11 protein-coding genes and 1 pseudogene are annotated in these 17675 nt (G+C 60.0%); 3 read left to right on the forward strand and 9 right to left on the reverse strand.

Annotated features, from left to right (window positions below; all coding sequences use genetic code 11):
* Positions 1–23: 23 nt before the first annotated feature.
* Complete coding sequence (locus tag ACWUI2_RS01190) at positions 24–2030, reverse strand: TonB-dependent receptor plug domain-containing protein (protein ID WP_486981037.1); 2007 nt, start codon at positions 2028–2030, stop codon at positions 24–26.
* A gap of 343 nt (positions 2031–2373) precedes the next feature.
* On the opposite strand from ACWUI2_RS01190, the gene ACWUI2_RS01195 reads away from it, so the two are divergent.
* From ACWUI2_RS01195 to mutS, 3 genes and pseudogenes are all read left to right on the forward strand, one after another.
* Positions 2374–3450: a hypothetical protein gene (locus ACWUI2_RS01195; protein ID WP_486981038.1), complete on the forward strand. Its 1077-nt coding sequence runs from the start codon at positions 2374–2376 to the stop codon at positions 3448–3450.
* Positions 3447–3971, forward strand: coding sequence for a transposase (locus tag ACWUI2_RS01200; protein WP_486981039.1), 525 nt, complete (start codon positions 3447–3449; stop codon positions 3969–3971). The genes ACWUI2_RS01195 and ACWUI2_RS01200 overlap by 4 nt, the downstream gene beginning before the upstream one ends.
* A 1607-nt stretch (positions 3972–5578) precedes the next feature.
* A pseudogene (gene mutS, locus ACWUI2_RS01205) lies at positions 5579–8106 on the forward strand (DNA mismatch repair protein MutS).
* A 66-nt stretch (positions 8107–8172) separates the two neighbouring features.
* On the opposite strand, the gene ACWUI2_RS01210 reads toward mutS, so the two are convergent.
* The 8 genes from ACWUI2_RS01210 to ACWUI2_RS01245 form a co-directional block, all read right to left on the reverse strand.
* On the reverse strand, positions 8173–8811 hold the full coding sequence (locus tag ACWUI2_RS01210) for an alpha/beta hydrolase (protein ID WP_486981040.1): 639 nt from the start codon (positions 8809–8811) through the stop codon (positions 8173–8175).
* Between the two features lie 39 nt (positions 8812–8850).
* Complete coding sequence (locus ACWUI2_RS01215) at positions 8851–9840, reverse strand: Ldh family oxidoreductase (RefSeq protein ID WP_486981041.1); 990 nt, start codon at positions 9838–9840, stop codon at positions 8851–8853.
* Positions 9841–9895: 55 nt separating this feature from the next.
* The gene (locus ACWUI2_RS01220) at positions 9896–10600 is read right to left on the reverse strand and encodes a pseudouridine synthase (RefSeq protein WP_486981042.1); all 705 of its coding nucleotides are present in this window, start codon (positions 10598–10600) and stop codon (positions 9896–9898) included.
* A gap of 319 nt (positions 10601–10919) precedes the next feature.
* Positions 10920–11525, reverse strand: a complete 606-nt coding sequence (locus tag ACWUI2_RS01225; protein ID WP_486981043.1) for an Ig-like domain-containing domain — start codon at positions 11523–11525, stop codon at positions 10920–10922.
* A 5-nt stretch (positions 11526–11530) separates the two neighbouring features.
* Positions 11531–13348 carry a hypothetical protein gene (locus ACWUI2_RS01230; RefSeq protein WP_486981044.1) on the reverse strand — a complete coding sequence of 606 codons (1818 nt, stop codon included), beginning with the start codon at positions 13346–13348 and terminating at the stop codon, positions 11531–11533.
* A gap of 81 nt (positions 13349–13429) precedes the next feature.
* Entirely contained in the window at positions 13430–14173 is a 744-nt protein-coding gene (locus ACWUI2_RS01235) for a type II secretion system protein (protein ID WP_486981045.1), read from the reverse strand.
* Between the two features lie 15 nt (positions 14174–14188).
* Positions 14189–15682: a hypothetical protein gene (locus ACWUI2_RS01240; RefSeq protein ID WP_486981046.1), complete on the reverse strand. Its 1494-nt coding sequence runs from the start codon at positions 15680–15682 to the stop codon at positions 14189–14191.
* Positions 15618–17585, reverse strand: a complete 1968-nt coding sequence (locus tag ACWUI2_RS01245; protein ID WP_486981047.1) for an NHL repeat-containing protein — start codon at positions 17583–17585, stop codon at positions 15618–15620. Before ACWUI2_RS01245 ends, ACWUI2_RS01240 begins: the two co-directional genes overlap by 65 nt.
* Positions 17586–17675: the final 90 nt, after the last annotated feature.

Below are 17675 nucleotides of genomic sequence, written 5' to 3' on the forward strand. Positions count from 1 at the left end.
CCTCCAAATTTCATCCCGTCCGATCAAAATCTCCAAGTCAATTTGCCGTAGACGCTACGCGGAACTTCCGGCGTCAGGCGAGCTGCGAATTGCTGCGGTTGCTCCCGATGTTGGCTCTGCAAAAGGTTGTGCCCCGCGACCGCGATCTCCATCCCCGCGGTGGGCCGATACGCCACCCGGAGGTCGGCCGCCACATAGGATGGCACCATCACGATCTGGTCGATGTAGCGCAATTGGCCATCAATGCTCGTCCGACTCGATAGATCGTAGGAGGCGCGCAATCCGATCTGGTGGCGGGGCGCGCTCTTTTGACTCGGGATATCCCAGGAATGACGGACTTTTTCGACCAGATAGGCGAACGAAGGGGAAAGCCGGAACTGATCGGTGACCGCCCAGATCGCGAAGATTTCGCCGCCGTAGCTCCATCCGCTCATAGTGTTGGCCCACTCGAAATAAGCGGTGCCGAAAGGATTGCCCGGGGCATAGGTCCCGTCATCGACCCATATAAGGTCGCTGTAATGATTGTAAAAGGTGGCGACGTCGACGCTCAATCGCTCGGTCGGGCGGATCCGGTAACCGAGTTCGTAAGCCCACAACTTTTCCGCCGAAAGACTGCCGCTTCCGGTGAATGGAATGAACCAATTACCATCGGGATCCGGGAACGGCCACTCCGAGGTGAAGGTGATCAATTCTCCCGCTTCGATTTCGCTCGGCGTCCGGACCGCCCGGGCGACCGAAGCCCAGACCGTCTGGTTCTCCGTCGGCTTGAAGGCAGTCCTCAGGTTCGGCTGGAACTCGATCCCGGTGAACTCATTGTGCTCCACCTTCATCCCGGCCGCCACGGTCCATCGGTCGGGAATTGCCTGGAACTCGTTCTCGGCGAAGAGGCTGACAAGATTGCGCGTCGCCCGGTCGTTTTCCACCAAAATGCTCGGAGTCGGGTCCCCGATTTTCGTCTGAATGAAGCGGTAACCGCCGCCCCAGACCACCTCGTTTCGCTCACCGATCGGCAACCGGTGCTGGAACGAAAGGTCAATCACGTCAATGGTGTGGGCGATCCGATCGATGTCGACTTCGTCACGGTGCGCCCGGTCGTAATACGCTTGGAATTCGAGCTGCGATTCGTTGAGGAACTCCCGCGTCCAATTCCATAGCGTATACACGTTGTAGGCGTCCGAGAGTCCTTCGTCCAGATCGAGAAAAGTGCCGGCCACCTGCCAACTGGCATGGATGTCCTCGACCGGATGATGGTCGACTCGCATCCCTCCGTGCCACGCTTGCCAACCGTCTTCCGCCGAACGACGTTCCGCAAACGGATGATCCCTCTCGAATACGTAATGATCCTTCGAATAATAGGTTCCAAACACCCGGTACCAGGTGTTCTCATTGATCTCCCCTCCATGCCGCACCCCAGCCATCCCTTGGTGGACCACCCCGCCGCCGCCGTAAACCAGCGTCCCCTGGGTTTCCCGGGCGCTCCGGGTGATCACGTTGACCACGCCGTTGACCGCATCGGCCCCCCATAGGGTCGCCCCGGGACCGCGAATCACTTCGATCCGGTCGATATCTGCGAGCATAAATTGCTGAGCGTCCCAATAAACGCCCCCGAAGAGCGGACTATAAACCGACCGTCCATCGACCAAGACCAATAATTTGTTTGCCCAAATGTGATTGTGCCCCCGGGCCGTCACCGCCCAACGATTGGAATGGGCCGACGTGATGTTCATCCCCGGCACCATTCGAAGCGCGTCGGCCACCGTGGTCACGCCCGAGCGACGGATATCCTCATGGGTCAACACAAAGACCGCCGAAGCCGCGTCAAACAGGTCCTCCTCCTTCTTTGAGACCGAGGTGACCCGGATGTTCATCAACTCTTCCAAAGAAAGGTGCAAAAAGGAGTCGAGCGAATCACGGTCGGTCCGCGCCCACGCCGGTTGGGACCCCGATACGACCACCGCCCCGAGCATGATCGCGCTCGAAATGACGCCGACGGCATTCATCCCGCCCGGTTGTCCCATGTATCCATTCATGACCTTGATTGCCTTGCCTCGCCAAATGTTCCCCCCGATTATCCCCCGTCGGCCGATTTTTCCGGAGCCTCCCGCTCCACCGACATCAGGGGAAGGGATAACTCCGAGTCGCACGGCCCCAATAATTGCAAGCCTGAATAGTATCGGGGAAACCCTGATCCCGCCATAAGGAATTAGCCTCAATTTCCCAAACCAACCGCCCCCACCCCGAGCCCCGCAACACCGAAATCCTAACTAGAGCGTGTCCGAAAAGGTGATTGGCTATCGAAAATCGGCCAGGAAAACGGGAATATTAACCGTATTTAAGCTTGAAATACAAGCGGCCTCAAGCTGTTGTGGTTAAATGACTAAACCTAACCATAGTTCAACAACTGAGGCCAACGGCAATCCTGCACATTTCACGCCCTGTTTCAATAACTTTTATTACGCCGCGAGCACGGATTTCAGCGAGTTCTTGGCCGAAAGTGCCGATTTATTCGATTCGAGGCCCGATTTGGTGGTGAAAATCGAGGCCGATCTCGACCGGCACGGCTTGGAGAAAAAGAAGCTTCGGCGGGCCGACCGTCTTTTTCTCCAGAGCCAAAACGGTGCGTTGGCCGGGCTCGAAAACCTTCCCGAAAGTTTTCCGCCGCCACGCTTCGATGCCAAGGGCCGGAAACTGCCGGGTAAACTGGAGGTGCTCGAACAAGGGCGGCCACGAATGCCTGGCGCGGTAGCGGGGGTTTTGCTGTTGACGCGCGGCTATCACGGCTCCTGCACCAACAAGGAAGCGCTGGATTTCATGGGCGAGTCCAAAAGCCTGGAAGCTTTTCTGGTCGGACGCGGGCTGAGCCTGCCGGGGCGTTCGACCATGAGCGAGTTGCTCAATGCGATCAGCCTTGAAACGCGTGAGGCGATCCTTTCCGCCCAGTTAAACCGGGCCAGCCGGGAAGAGCTCGACAGCTTCGATCAGGTCCTGATCGATAGTACCGCGACCAAGGCCAATTCGTGCTGGCCGACCGATGCCAAGACCATCTTCGTCCTGGCCCGGCGCCTTTATGAGATCGGCCGCAAGTTCGAGCTTTTCGGTTTGGCAAATATCCGCCCGGGACGCATGGAGAGCTACCTCGAAGAGCTCTCGAAAAAGCCTTTTCAAATCAATCTTAACGCTAAGAAAAAGAAGAAGTTCCAGAAGTTTTGCCGGGAGTTCATTGAGTTGGCGGCCAAACTTCTTTGCCATGCGGATAACGAGTTCAAGCGCGTGGAGGCAAGCTGGAACGAACGACTCGACAACGGGCGGATCCTGCCCAGCTTGCGCCAACAGGCCAAAGCGCGTGTCGATCTGTTTGTCGAGAGTCTGCACCTCGCCACGAAGTCGCTCGAACAAATGCGCCAACGCATTTTCGAAGAAAAACCTTTCCTTCGACCGAGCGCGTCTTGAGCGTTCACGACCGCTCGGCGGCTTACATCCAAAAGGGAGGTCGCCAGCCGGTCATCGGCTACAAGCCGCAATTGGCCCGAAGCGCCAATGGATATGTCGTCGCGCTGAAGGTCGATTCAGGCAACACCTCCGATTCCTCCAACCTGGTGCCGATGGTGGAAAGAGCGATCGCCAACACTGGAGTCATACCGCACCTGACCAGCGTGGACGACGGCTATTCTTCGCGGGAGGGCCATGATCGGGTCAGGGAGTTGGGAGTGGAGATCGTCAGCATCAGTGGATCGAAGGGAAAGAAGCTCCTTGGCGAGGACTGGGACGGGGAGGAGTATCGCCTGGCCCGGGCCGGCCGTTCGGCCGTGGAGTCTTTAATGTTTTGCCTGAAGTATGGCTTCGACTTCGGCCAACTCAGCCGGACAGGCATTGCGGCAGCCCGCGAGGAATTTTTGGAGAAGTGCCTGGCCTACAATGCGTGTCGGACGATCCTGCTGCGAAAGCGAAAACGACGGTGCCAAGTCGCTTGAGCGAGGTCCCCCGTCATTCCAAACAAAGAACGTCGAAGACGGAGGATCGGTCCTACCGATCCTGCTCAATTTGGTTCCAAAACGACGATTCGGACCGTATTCACTGTTTGGTTACTGCCTTTGGGGGTGCCGGATTCCACCCATCCACCAAACATCCATCTTCAATCAAACAATCGCCGCTCGTAAAAACCCTTTTCGGATGGAATCTAACTATAGCCACGGGCGACACACCCCGGGTTTGGACAATCCCTGACCCGATCGGGTCAGGGATTGTCCGCAAGATGTCGCCCATTGCCCGCCCCCCCGGCGGGGAAAAGAAAAAGCGACCTCGCTCCCCGCGCCCGCCCCGACGCCTCTCCGAAACTCAATCGCTACCAAATCCCAACTCCGCATCCTCTCCGAGAACATCCAACAGCTCAGGGCGACGCCCCGGCCAGCCACGAGGGACGACATCCAACAACCTTGGGCAGCGCCCTGAGTGACACAGGGCAGCACTCTGGGTTTGGACAATCCCTGACCCGATCGGGTCAGGGATTGTCCGCAAGATGTCGCCCATTGCCCGCCCCCCCCCGGCGGGGAAAAGAAAAAGCGACCTCGCTCCCCGCGCCCGCCCCGACACCCCTCCGAAACTCGATCGCTACCAAATCCCAACTCCGCTGCCTCTCCTAGAACATCCAATAGCTCAGGGCGACGCCGCGGTCAGCCACGAGGGGCGACATCCAACAACCTCGGGCAGCGCCCTGAGTGACACAGGGCAGCACTCTGGGTTTGGACAATCCCTGACCCGATCGGGTCAAGGATTGTCCGCAAGATGTCGCCCATTGCCCGCCCCCCGGCGGGGAAAAGAAAAAGCGACCTCGCTCCCCGCGCCCGCCCCGACGCCTCTCCGAAACTCAATCGCTACCAAATCCCAACTCCGCTTCCTCTCCGAGAACATCCAACAGCTCAGGGCGACGCCCCGGCCAGCCACGAGGGACGACATCCAACAACCTTGGGCAGCGCCCTGAGTGACACAGGGCAGCACTCTGGGTTTGGACAATCCCTGACCCGATCGGGTCAGGGATTGTCCGCAAGATGTCGCCCATTGCCCGCCCCCCCGGCGGGGAAAAGAAAAAGCGACCTCGCTCCCCGCGCCCGCCCCGACGCCCCTCCGAAACTCGATCGCTACCAAATCCCAACTCCGCTGCCTCTCCTAGAACATCCAACAGCTCAGGGCGACGCCGCGGTCAGCCCCGAAGGGGCGAAATCCTACAGCCCAGGGCAACGCCCTGGGTTTAACCAGCACGAACAAACCAGAGCCCTGAAAGGGCGACATCCTATCCGCCCCCCACTCCGACTCCCCTCCAAAACGCTTCACTGCAAAATCTCAACTCCGAAACCCCGAAGGGGCGAAATCCTACAGCCCAGGGCAACGCCCTGGGTTTAACCAGCACGACAAACCAGAGCCCTGAAAGGGCGAAATCCTCTTCCCCGCGATGTCCCCACCCCTTTCCTCCCACCCCGTCCTCGACCTTCACCGGTCGATTCCTCCGATTTCTTTCTCGATTCCCCGAATCGATTCCGGAATTCTCCCTTCCATGGCCAACGAAGTGAAATTGACTCCGATGATGGAACAGTACGTGGAGGTGAAGCAAAAGCTCCCGCCCAACACCCTGCTGCTCTTCCGGCTAGGCGATTTCTACGAAATGTTCTACGAAGACGCCGAACTCGGCGCCTCCATCCTCGGCATCACCTTGACCAAACGAAACGACTACCCGATGGCCGGCATCCCCTACCACGCCGCCGAGGGTTACATCAACAAGGTCCTCGCCGCCGGCAAAAAGGTCGCCATCTGCGAACAGGTCGAAACCCCTCAGCCAGGCAAACTGGTCAAACGTTCCCTCACCCGGATCATCACCCCGGGGACCGCCATCGAACCCAACCAAATCGAGGCCCGCGAAAACCGCTACATCCTCGCCGTCGATCTCGCCGGCCCCGCCATCCGGGGCGCCTGGCTCGACCTCTCCACCGGCGAATTCACCGTCAGCGCTGAAGAGGCAATCGAAGACCTCCTCCCGGTCCTCGCCGCCATCGATCCGCAGGAGGTGGTAATCCCCGAGGAACAACTCGAACGGTGGCGCGCCGGACAGGACAAAATTCCCGCCATGGAGGAATTGCTCGCCTTCTTCCAAGGCCGCCTGGTGTCGGAACTCCCGTCCTTCCAATTCGAGCAACGGGCCGGCGCCAAAAGCGTCCTCGAAACCCTCGGCGTCCTCAACCTCGACGGCTTCGGCCTCGATTTGTCACATCCCGCCCTCGGCGTCGCCGGCGCCCTCGTCGCCTACGTCTCCGAAAACCTTTGCGCCCCGCCCGAAAACCTCCGGACCATCCGCCCCTACCAAAGCAAACGCAGCCTCCTGCTCGACCCGGCCACCCTCCGCAACCTCGAGATCCTCCAATCCGCCGCCAACGTCCGGACCGGCTCCCTCCTCGAAGCGATGGACGCCACAGTGACCGCCGCCGGCGCCCGCCTCCTCGAAAACTTCCTCGCCGCCCCGACCCTCGACCTTCCGGAAATCATCCGTCGCCGCGATTGCGTCGGCGCCTTCGTCGACAACCCCGTCGCCATCTCCCGCATCCAGGAAAAACTGAAATCGGTTCGCGACCTGGTCCGGATCCTCGGACGCCTCCAAAACCGCCTCCGCAACCCCCGGGAACTCGGAGCGATCCGTGAAACTCTCGCCCAACTGCCCGACATCCGCGCCTGCCTCACCGAGCTCGGCTCCTCCGCCGTCGAAACCGTCACCGCCCGCATCGGCGAATTCCCCGACCTCCACCGGCTCCTCACAAACGCTCTCCGTGACGAACTTCCCGCCCAACTCCTCGATGGCGGCTACATCCGTCCCGGTTACGACGAGGAACTCGACCGGATCCTTTCCCTCACCTCCGACAACAAGGTCTGGCTCGCCGAACTCGAACGGACCGAACAGGAGCGGACCGGCATCCGCACCCTCAAGGTTAAATTCAACAACGCTTTCGGTTATTTCATCGAAATCACCAAATCGAACCTCCACCTCGTCCCCGACAACTACATCCGCCGCCAGACCACCGTCAACGCCGAGCGTTACTACACCGAGGAACTCAAGGAAAAGGAGAAGGAGATCTTCCACGCCGAGGAAAACGCCAACGCCCGCGAACAACAACTGTTCGCCAAGCTCGTCGCCCAGGTCCTCGAACAAAGCGCCCCTCTCCGCGAGACCGCCGAAGCCCTCGCCGAACTCGACGTCTTCCTCGGCTGGGCCGCCTTGGCCCGCGAATGGGATTACTGCCGTCCGGTCCTCGACGACGGCCTCTGCCTCGAAATCATCGAAGGCCGCCATCCCGTAGTGGAAAAAACCATACGCCAGCAACACCTCGGTCTCGCCGGCAGTTTCTCCTTCGTCCCCAACAGCACCAACCTCGACTCCGAGTCCGCCCAGATCATGCTGATCACCGGCCCCAACATGGCCGGCAAATCGACTTACATCCGCCAGGTCGCCTTGATCACGTTGATGGCGCAGGTCGGTTCCTGGGCTCCCGCCAAATCATGCCGGATAGGCTTGGTCGACCGGATTTTCTCCCGGGTCGGCGCCAGCGACGAACTCGCCCGCGGCAACTCGACCTTCATGGTCGAAATGAACGAAACCGCCAACATCCTCAACAACGCCACCGAACGGAGCCTGATCATCCTCGACGAAATCGGCCGCGGCACCAGTACTACGACGGTCTCAGCATCGCCTGGGCCGTGGTGGAACACCTGCACGCCGACCCGGCCCAAGGTCCCCGCACCTTGTTTGCCACCCATTACCACGAGCTGACCCAACTCTCGAAATCCCTCCCCCGCCTGCAAAACCACTCAGTGGCGGTCAAGGAATGGAACGACGAAATCATCTTCGTCCGCCAAGTCGTCCCCGGCGCCGCCGACCGCAGTTACGGGATCCAGGTCGCCCGCCTCGCCGGGCTCCCCCAGCCGGTCATCGACCGCGCCAAGGAGATCCTCGAAAAACTCGAATCCGACGACACCAACGTCACTCTCACCTCTCCCGCCCCCCCGGCCCGTCCGCGCAAGAAAATCAAAGTCACCACCTCCGACGCCCAACTCGACCTCTTCGCCTAATGCCCCACCACAATGTGCCCACCCTTCCCCCTCCCCCATTAGTGTTTATTAGTGATTATCAGTGGTTCAACCCCCTCCGGACTCCACCCCCAACCACCGCCTAATCACCTCAAAATCTTCCGCGATTAGGCCATGTCCGGCTTCCAACCGGTGCAACTCAACCGTCGCGCCGCAGCTCTCCAGGTGGTCCCTCAACCGATCGCCATCCTCCGGAGAGATCAACGGATCCCGCCTCCCGGCCAACAAACAAACCACCTTCCCCGTCAAATCGACCGGACGGACGTCTCCGCTGACGAACATCGGGCGCAACAAAATCGCCCGTCCCAACGCGTCCGGCCGCAACAGCAAAAGACCCAGCGCGATGTTCGCCCCGTTCGAATACCCGAGTGCGGTGACTTCCCCGGGATCGAAGCCATGCTCCTTTCCCTTCGCCACCACGAAATCCGCCAACTCTTCCGTCCTCCGCTTCCAGTCTTCGACATCGAGGTTCCCTTCCCCAAAACGACGGAAAAACCGGGCATGTCCGTTCTCCGAAACCCGCCCCCGCGGACTCAACAACGCCCTTCCCGGAGCCAGTTCCGATCCCAATCCCAAGAGATCGTGCTCACTTCCCCCGGTCCCGTGCAACAACAACAGACACTCCGCTCCCGGCCCCGCCCCGGGACGGAAGACATACGAAAAACCATCTTTACCCGATTCCGCCATACTCCCTCCCAATCGCGCGTCTCGCCGCCGCCCCGCATTTCACTTCCACGGCACTGGCACCCCTTTTTCCTTGGCCACGGTTTCCAAACTCCGCTTATGCCAATCCCCGAGCGGAATTCCATCGCGGCGATACGCCTTCTCATGCTCCGCTTCGACATTACCCGGGAGATAAGCCCCTTCGGTGCCCGGGATCGGCACCAGTTTTCCCCGCACCTGCCGGCTGTACTCGTCAATCTCCCGCTTGAATTTCTCCGGCTCGATGAAGAGCGAAATCTTGCAGAGGAACATCATCGACCCCTGGTTGGCCGCCGCGTATTTTCGGTCCGACCGGGACGCGTCGACCGCCAATCCGCTCAGCAAACCGGCCCAGACCTGGCAAACCGTGCCAAATCCGACCGCTCGCAACGCCACCCCCGGCGCGAGTCCCGCGATCTGGTCCCGATATAACGGCGCCTTCCCCTGGAAATCGTGGGTCACCCCGCAATCAAATACCAATGGCGGCTCCTCCTTCCCCGGCGCACTGAACGACATCGGCGATGCCCCCGCCGCTTCATACGCCAGGTCGCCCGATTTCAAATTGAGCTGCACCCCGGACGTCATGAACGCCAGCAAATCGTGGCCGAGTGGCAACCGGGTGTAGATCCCGGCCGCCCCGATGTGACCGTGATTCCGCGTCACCATCGCCGCCATCCCATGCTCCCGCGCTTTATCAATCAGCGCCAAAGTTCCCTCGTGGGCCGGGAAGTAACCGAGTCCCCCATCCCCATCGATCAACAAACTGGTCGGAGTCTCGTTGACCCGCGTCACCCCAGCCCCCGGATTCAGTCCGCCCCGGTCGATCTCCCGGGTATAGCGCAACATCGAAACGCTGCCGTGGCTAAAAACCCCGCGCAGATCATTCTCGACCAGCAACCGGGCCAACAGCGCCGAACGCTCCCCCGGCAACCCGGCGCTGCGGGCGACTTTTTCGACCCAGTCTTGCAACCGGTCGGGAGAAACACGAAGAGCATCGGGCGGCGGCTGTTTCATACCTGAATTTGAACCATTTCCGTCCCCAATCGCAACCTCGCATCCAAGCTTTTCACTACAAACCGACCTCCTCCACCACCCGCCTGAACTCCCGGTCCGGCTCCGCCTCAATCCGAATCCGTTCCCAGGTGAAACCTTTCCCGAAATCGAGCCCCGTCGCGACCAAAAGCAAGCGGTGACACCGGAACCACTCCCGGAAAAACCGATTGTGCGCCCCGTCTCCATGCCGGGTGTCCCCGACGATCGGATGCCGCAAATGGGCCAGGTGACGCCGTAGCTGGTGCTTCCTCCCCGTCTCCGGCCGCAACCGAACCAACGAATACCGTCCCGTCGCATACCGGCCAACCGGCCCCTCGACCTCCGCCTTAGCCAACCGCCGAAAACGCGTCACCGCCTCCTGTTCCCCGGCCGGAGCCCGCCCGTCATAATGATCCTTCTCATAACGCAGCGGATAATCGATCACCCCCTCCTCCGGCGTCCATCCGCGGACAACCGCCAGATACTCCTTCGTCACGCTGCCGGCGGCGAACTCCGCTCCCGCCCGCCGAAGGGCTTCTTTGTTCAACGCGAAAAGCAAAATTCCCGCCGTCGGCTTGTCGAGCCGGTGGCAAGGAAAGACCTCGACCCCGAGTTGATCCCTTAATACTTGGACGCAAAAACGACTTTCCCCCGCATCCAACCGCGTCCGATGCACCAGCAACCCCGCCGGTTTGCACACCGCCACAAACTCATCATCCCGATAAAGGATCTCCAGTTCCATTCCCCCCGACGATCCCGAAAAGCCCCAACCGAAGCAACGCCGAAGAAACCTTTCCCCGTGAAACAGACATTCCTGTCTGTCCTCTCCCCCAGTTATTTCACTCGACGCCTCGGGCTGACAAACAGGCGATCCCCCTCATTCACTCATCCCTACCGGTCTTTCAGTGGTTCCTACCGCTCGTTCAGTCGTTCCTACCGGGCGCTCAGTCGTTCCTACCCCCCGAAGCCGCCCGTCGCCGAAAAGAGGCCCATCGCAACCGCCTGGCCCGGCACATCGAATCTTCCGGGAAGACTCGCTGCGTAGCGATGAAGCCACGCTTTCATCGGTTCTCCCGGGTGCGGAAGGTCGAACGAAAGCCATCCTCCAGCAACCGCCCGTTCACATCCGCGATGCCGGGAGCAACCTCCACGTAGTATTCAGAAAATGGTGACAAACTTTCTTCGGGCAAAAAGGTGAACCGGGTCTCCCGCAGCGACGCTTCCCAACGGCCGGGCACCGGATTTCCGGTCGCCGTCTCCCGCAGGACCAACGCCTCCGCCCCCACCGACTCAAGATCGATCGACCGGGCGAATCGAACCGTCACGGGCACGTTTACGGAGAGCCCGTGCAAGTCTTCCGGAAGATTCTCCTGATCGACATAAAAGCGGGGAGTCGTCCCGTCGAGCCCGACCTCTTCGGCTCCGTCCGCCGGCGTCACGGCCAACACTTTCAAACGATCGTCTCCTAACGGATCGAGGTGTTGATCGAAAAAACGTCTGACCAGCAGATTACGGTCTTGTCCTGTCGCCCGGTCGTGTCCGAAAGCGTAGGTATGGCCGAGTTCCTCCATCCAAATCGTCAGTTGATTCAAGTCGTATCCGTAGGCCCGGGCGACCTGGGCGGGGGTCGCGTTCCAGTAACCGAAATGGTCATATCTACCCGCCACAATGATCAATGGAACCAAATCCCGCGTGGTGTATTGAGTTCTCCGCACGCCCATACCCATGGAGGAGTAGGCCACTTGGATATCACTGGTGAAACCTTGCCATGGCTGCGGCTCCGGCGAACCGGGGGGAATCTTTCGAACTCACGGAATTCCGGCAGTTCCACGTGATTCGGATCGGCGAGGCGGATCACGGAATAAGCCGATTTTGAATGGCCGAGCGCTCCGATTTTCCCGTCGAGGTTAAACTCCCCCGCATGAGCCCGGAGAAACCGGATGGCGGCGGTTCCCGCCGAGAGACCGTTCCAGAAATCGAGGGTGAAATTGGTCACGTGACCGTAGTATCGGGTCCGAGCCGCCGGGTGGTAAATGTGATCGACCAGCGCCAGCGCGTAGCCGGAGGTCAGCCACCCGATCGGATACAACCACCGGTCCCCTGACCGGAAGGTTCCCGGCATCGGGCAGATCGTCGCAAAATGGGCGATCGTCGGCACGGGAGAATCCGGCATTCCCGACGGATAGACCAAATCGATGTAGAGATTGTAATCGAATGAATTGCCGGAGCGCCCCCGCATATCCTCCACCGATTCGACCGGTTCGGCCCCGAATCGCTCCACGATATCGTTGTTATAAACCTCCAGGATCCGGTCCATCGTCCCGTGAACCGCATGCTTTTCAATGTTCCAAAACGGGAGATTTCGTTTGAGTCGGTAGCCCGACGGCACCGCGTAAACCCGGCGGTCGTCGATTTGAATCTCTCCGTTGCTCGCCGCCGAAATAACCATCGGCAGGTTTCTTTGAAACGCGAGCAAGGACCGCTCCATATCCGGCGATCCGTTCGGCAGGTTGGCCCCGTCGAAATCGATCACCACGAGGCCGTCGCCGAGCAGATCTTCGAGGATCGCCTCGTCCGGATCGGTCCCGATTCGGGGAATCTTCAAATTCCGCCAATACACCGCGGCGGCCAGCGGTTCGAACCGATGGAATTCGCCCCTGACGCTTACCGTGAAGGGATACTTCCTTCCATCATGGGTCCAGGTTCCGCGGTGCCGGACCAAATCGGCCGTGATCTTCGGTGGCTCGGTGGCTTCGGGCACAAATCGAAACGTTTTGAAATCGAGAATCGGCTGACGGGCGCCCGGATAGGCGCGGATCCGCCCGCCGAATCCGAACCAGGCCCCATCCCGCGGGTGGGCGATCCGGGAGGCGCGGCTGAACCAGACCTGATCGCTCCCTTCCAACGCGGCTTCGATACTGAAAGTCAAGCCTCCCGCATCGTCGTAGGTCCCACTCAACAGGATCCGGGAATTGCCATCCGGCAGAGAGGGGGGCAGTGGAAGGGAAACCATCGGACGCTCCCCGCCGAATCCATCGGCGACCCGCAGGGTGAACACGCGGTTCGACTGGACCCGCAACTGGCCGTGGTAAAAACCGCCTTCGCCGTATTCGTGCTCCCCCATGTCCGGTGCGAGAGCAACGATCCCCAGGCGGTTCCAGTCCGAAACCCCGCTCATCGAGAACTCGAGACTGAGGGTAAAGTCTTTGCCCGGTTCCCAACCATATTCCCGCAAATCGACGACCGCGGCGGCTTCGGTGAAGTTCCCTTGATCTCCTTGCGGATGGTGGCGGTTCTCGAACCGAAGGGACTCTGCCTCAACGCGCCATTCGCCGTTGGTATTCGAGGTATTGCTCAGAAGGAAGCCTCCGTCGCCGTCACGACCGGGATCGGACCCGAACCGCCATTCCACCTCGGCAGCGGAGACCGCCGCAGCCGGGGGAATTAAAAGTGCGGACACCAGCAGGCAGGTGAGGATCGCTCGGTTCATGGCAGCATATCCCAAGGAAACCCGCGGCTCCATTCGCCGGAAAAAACGAGACTCGCCTACGTGCATCTCCTGCCCCGCGGCCTATGGGAATCGTCCCTTTTCAATGGCGAAGTCGTTGCGGGTGAGTTCATTCAATCCGCGGGCGTCCACGTGGCCATCGAGCCAGAGGAAATGAGTCTTACCGTTGGACCAGCGAAACCACCGGGGATTGTCGCCATAGGGATTTGGTGCCGATGAAGGAAAATTCCATTGGTAACCGTTCGCCATGAAAACCGTTCGGGAAGGTTCGTCCACCTGATCAAGGGCCAGCCCCGCCTCCGCCGAGGAATCCCCGGTGCCAAGGCCGAGGGCGACGTGATTCCAAAACGGCTGCCAGGAATTGGGGCCGTTGATCCAATACCACCAACGGATCGGTTCGCCGGAGGGATCGACGGTCGCCGCGCTCTGGAAATAGCCATCCCGACGAGCGTCGCTCCACGGAAGATCGGGATCGGCTCCGGGCCGGCGAAAAATGTCGTGCGATTCCACATACGGAAAAAGCACCTTGGGCCACCATCCTTGACCATAGGGCTGGGAAGGGAGCCGGTTGTCGTGTTCACTGGCAAAGACCAGCGCGGCCTGGCCGAGAGTCCGCAAGTTACTTTGGTCGGCCGCCCGATAGGCAGACTCCCTGACTTTGCCGACGACCGGAATCAGGATCGCGGCTAAGATGCCGATGATCGCGATCACAGTCAGGAGTTCGATCAGGGTGAAACCCTTTGCCGTTCCGCCCCATTTCACGAGCCCGTGTTTTCTTCCAAACCCATTAATAAACTTTGTTTTCATCGGTGGCGAGTTGTCTTAGGGTGAAACCGGATTGACGGCCAATCGAACGAAAATCCGATCTTCATCGGAGGCATGCACCTCGACGATCACTATTTCAGTTTCTCCATTCTGAATCACATCGATTTCCTCCAGGATCTGCGCGTCGGTGTCCCAGGTCTGAAGGTCCAACGAATATTGTGGAACGTAGGAAAGATCGGCGGCGCCAACCACCCGATAGAAGGTGAATTGTAATCCCCCGTTTTCCTTTTCCAGGGCGGGAAGCCGGTGGAGGCCGGAATCCCGCGGGCCGAGGCCGAACGCGTAGCGCAGGAAATTGGTCAGGCCGTCGCCGACCAGATCGACGTCGGCACCGCTGATTGTCTCATCCGCCAATTCCGCCTCGGTGAAGTGAAAATCCCTCCAGGCCGCGAAGGTGATGGCGGCCTCCGCTTCGACCAGGTTCAACGCCAGGATTCCGTTGTTGGTGGAGAGCGCGAAGACTTGGTCCTGATCAAAAACCACCTTTCCCCACCCGCCCGCGCTGGCAATGGTAAGAGTGAAGTCCACCACCGCGAGAGGCTGGTTTACGGTATCGGTGGAGAGGGTGTTGTAGTCATAGAGCATCACGCTCTTGGTCGCACCGCCTCCGCCTCGAAGGACCCCGGCCAGGAGTCCTCGCTCCAAATCGACGGCGATCGGGCCGATATCCTGCGGGAAAAACTCGGTCCCGATGGCCCGAACGATGGTCCCGCTCTCCTCGGTCAGATCATATTCGATCTCCAGCAGGCGGCCTTGCGAGCCGGTCGCGGTCTTGGCCAGGAAACGGTTCCCTTCGACAAACGCGACTTCGCGGGACAATTCTCCGGCGTCGGCGTCGGTGTAAACCCGGTTCGCCGTGAAGTTGGCTCCTCCGTCATTGGTGGTGAAGACCGCCGCCAGGGTTCCGCGGGAACTGAAGATCAACTCCGTGCTGTTGCCCGCACCCCGGATTCCCATCGTCTCGCCCCAATTCTGCCGGTTGCTCGAAACGGAATCGTTTCCACTCGGATCCCCCGAATACACGAGTTGCGGGTCCGCGTTTTCGTCCTGCCAGCGGTAGATCCGGAAATCGGTGTTGGCCGAGTTCGTCACGTAGTTGGCCGCATAAATGACCCCGTCGTCCGCCACGGCGATCTCGCTGAGAGCGAAACTTCCTCCTTCGACGTTCTCCACCGAAAGGGTGTTGATTCGCGCCCCGGTATGGCGGTTGAGGACCGGAATATCGATGATCGAATCAGTCACCCGGTGGACCACGAGGACGTTGCCGGTCACGGGATTGACCGCCAAACCGCGCTGGCGATTGCCGCTGTCGGTAAGGAAATCGACTGCGGCTTCGGACTCCAGCGAGTCGTAATAATAGAGGTGGAAATAATGGGGCTGATCATTGCCGGCCCGGAGCAACATGCCGAGGAATCCGCTCGCCGGATCATAGCCGATCGGTCCCCCGTCTTCTGGAATGAGTCCGGCGTCCGAGGAAAAGCTTCGGATCAACTGGCCGGTTCCGGTCGTCAGATCGCTCGATCTTCAACAGTGGCCGGTCCCCCGAGCCGGAACCATTCGACTTCGCGAGGAAACGGTTTCCTTCGTGGAAGGTAACGCCGCGCTCCATCAATCGGCCTTCCGCCAACAATGGCTCGTCAATCGATACCCGGTTGGCCGAGAAGTCCGTGCCGTTCCCTGTGGTAAACACCGCCGCCAATGTGCCGCCGGTGGTGGAAACAAGCTCGGTGTTCGCTCCGGCGCCGCGCGCGGCGAAGGTGAACCCCCACCGCCGGTGGTCCCCCACTGGATCCCCCTGACTCGGATCGCCCATGTAAGCGACGGTCGGATTCGCCTCCTCGTTCTCCCAGCGGTAAATTTTGAACGCATTGGCCGCACTGTTGGTCGTCCAGTTCGCCGCGTATATGACCCCGTCGTCCGCCGCCGCGATCAGGTTCAAATACCAGGTGCCGTCCATGATCCCGGCTACCGACAACTCCCCGGTCTTCTCGCCGGTATCGCCATCGAGAATGACGATCTCGATCTCGTTGTTGGCGATCCGGTTCACCAGGAGCACATTTCCCGTGACCGGGTTCACCGTCATACCACGCTGGTCGTTTCCTGAATCCGTCAGGAAATCGACCGTTACTTCGTCGTTGAGGGCGTCGTATTGATAGAGATGGAAATAGCGGGGCTGGTTGTTACCGGCCTCCAGGATCATACCCAGCAAACCGCTCGCGGGATCGTAGCCGATCGGCGCTCCCTCCCCCGGGATGAGTCCGAAATCGTCCGAAAACGAACGGACGAGCACTCCGGTTCCGGTCGCCAAATTGTATTCGATTTCCAATAACGGCCCTCCAGTGGTCTTCGCCAGAAAGCGGTTTCCTTCGTAAAAGGTCACTCCCTTCTCCATCGGATGACCGGACGCCAACAGCGGATCGTTGACCACGATCCGAGTACTGGAGAAATCGCTACCGTTCGATGTGGTGAAAACAGCAGCAAGGTTGCCGCGCGTCGTCGAAATCAATTCCGTGTTCGTCCCGGAACCGCGCGCCGCGAAAGTGATCCCCCAGCGCCGAAGATTGCTGTCCGAATTCCCCTGACTCGGGTCGCCCATGTAGGCGACGGTCGGATTCGCCTGCTCGTTCGCCCAGCGGTAGATTTTGAAGGCGGTTGAGGCGCTGTTCGAGGTCCAGTTGCAGGCGTAGATGGCGCCATCTTCCGCCGCGGCGATCAGGTTCAGATGAAAACTGCCATCCTGGATTCCCGAGACCGACAAATTGCCGATCATGGCCCCGGTGTCGCCGTCCAGGATCGGAATCTGGATGTTGTTGTTGGCGATTCGGTTGACCAGCAAAAGGTTGCCCGTGACCGGATTGACCGTCAGCCCGCGCTGCCGGTTGCCGGAGTCATTCAGAAAGGCGATCGACTCGTCATCGGCCGAGAGTTCCCAGAGCAAATCAAGCTGGCGATCCAATCCCTCGCCAATGATCTCAAACGCCAGGACACCATTGTTCGCCCCAGCCACGTAGACCCGGTTCCCATGGAAGGCCACCGCTCCCCACTCGCCCGCATTTTGGGCCGAAAACTCCCCCACGTCCAACGGTTCATTTCCATTCTGGCCGGGATTGAGTTCCCAAACCTTCTCCATGGTGGCGTTCTCCCCTTCTCCGACGATATCGAGCGCCATGATGCCGTTGTTGGTCCCCAGCACATAAGCCCGTCCGCCATGGAAAGCGACAGCTCCCCATGAGGCCAGATTACTGTTTTGAGTGGTAAATTCCGCGACGTCCACGGGATCGTTGACGACTTCATCGCTCGGCACCAGCTCCCAGGCGCGCTCCAGATCCCAGGAGGCCGACGCCGTAAAAGCGGCAACAAGGGTAAGGCTGGTCAAAAGGTAGTGTTGTTTCATGTTATTTCACGGGTTACTTACATTCAGCACACGCAGCGTTCCAGGTTCGAATTTTCTCTAAGATTAATCATGGCGTCTCTCCTCTCCTCG

Source organism: Verruconatronum alginivorum (assembly GCF_056590205.1).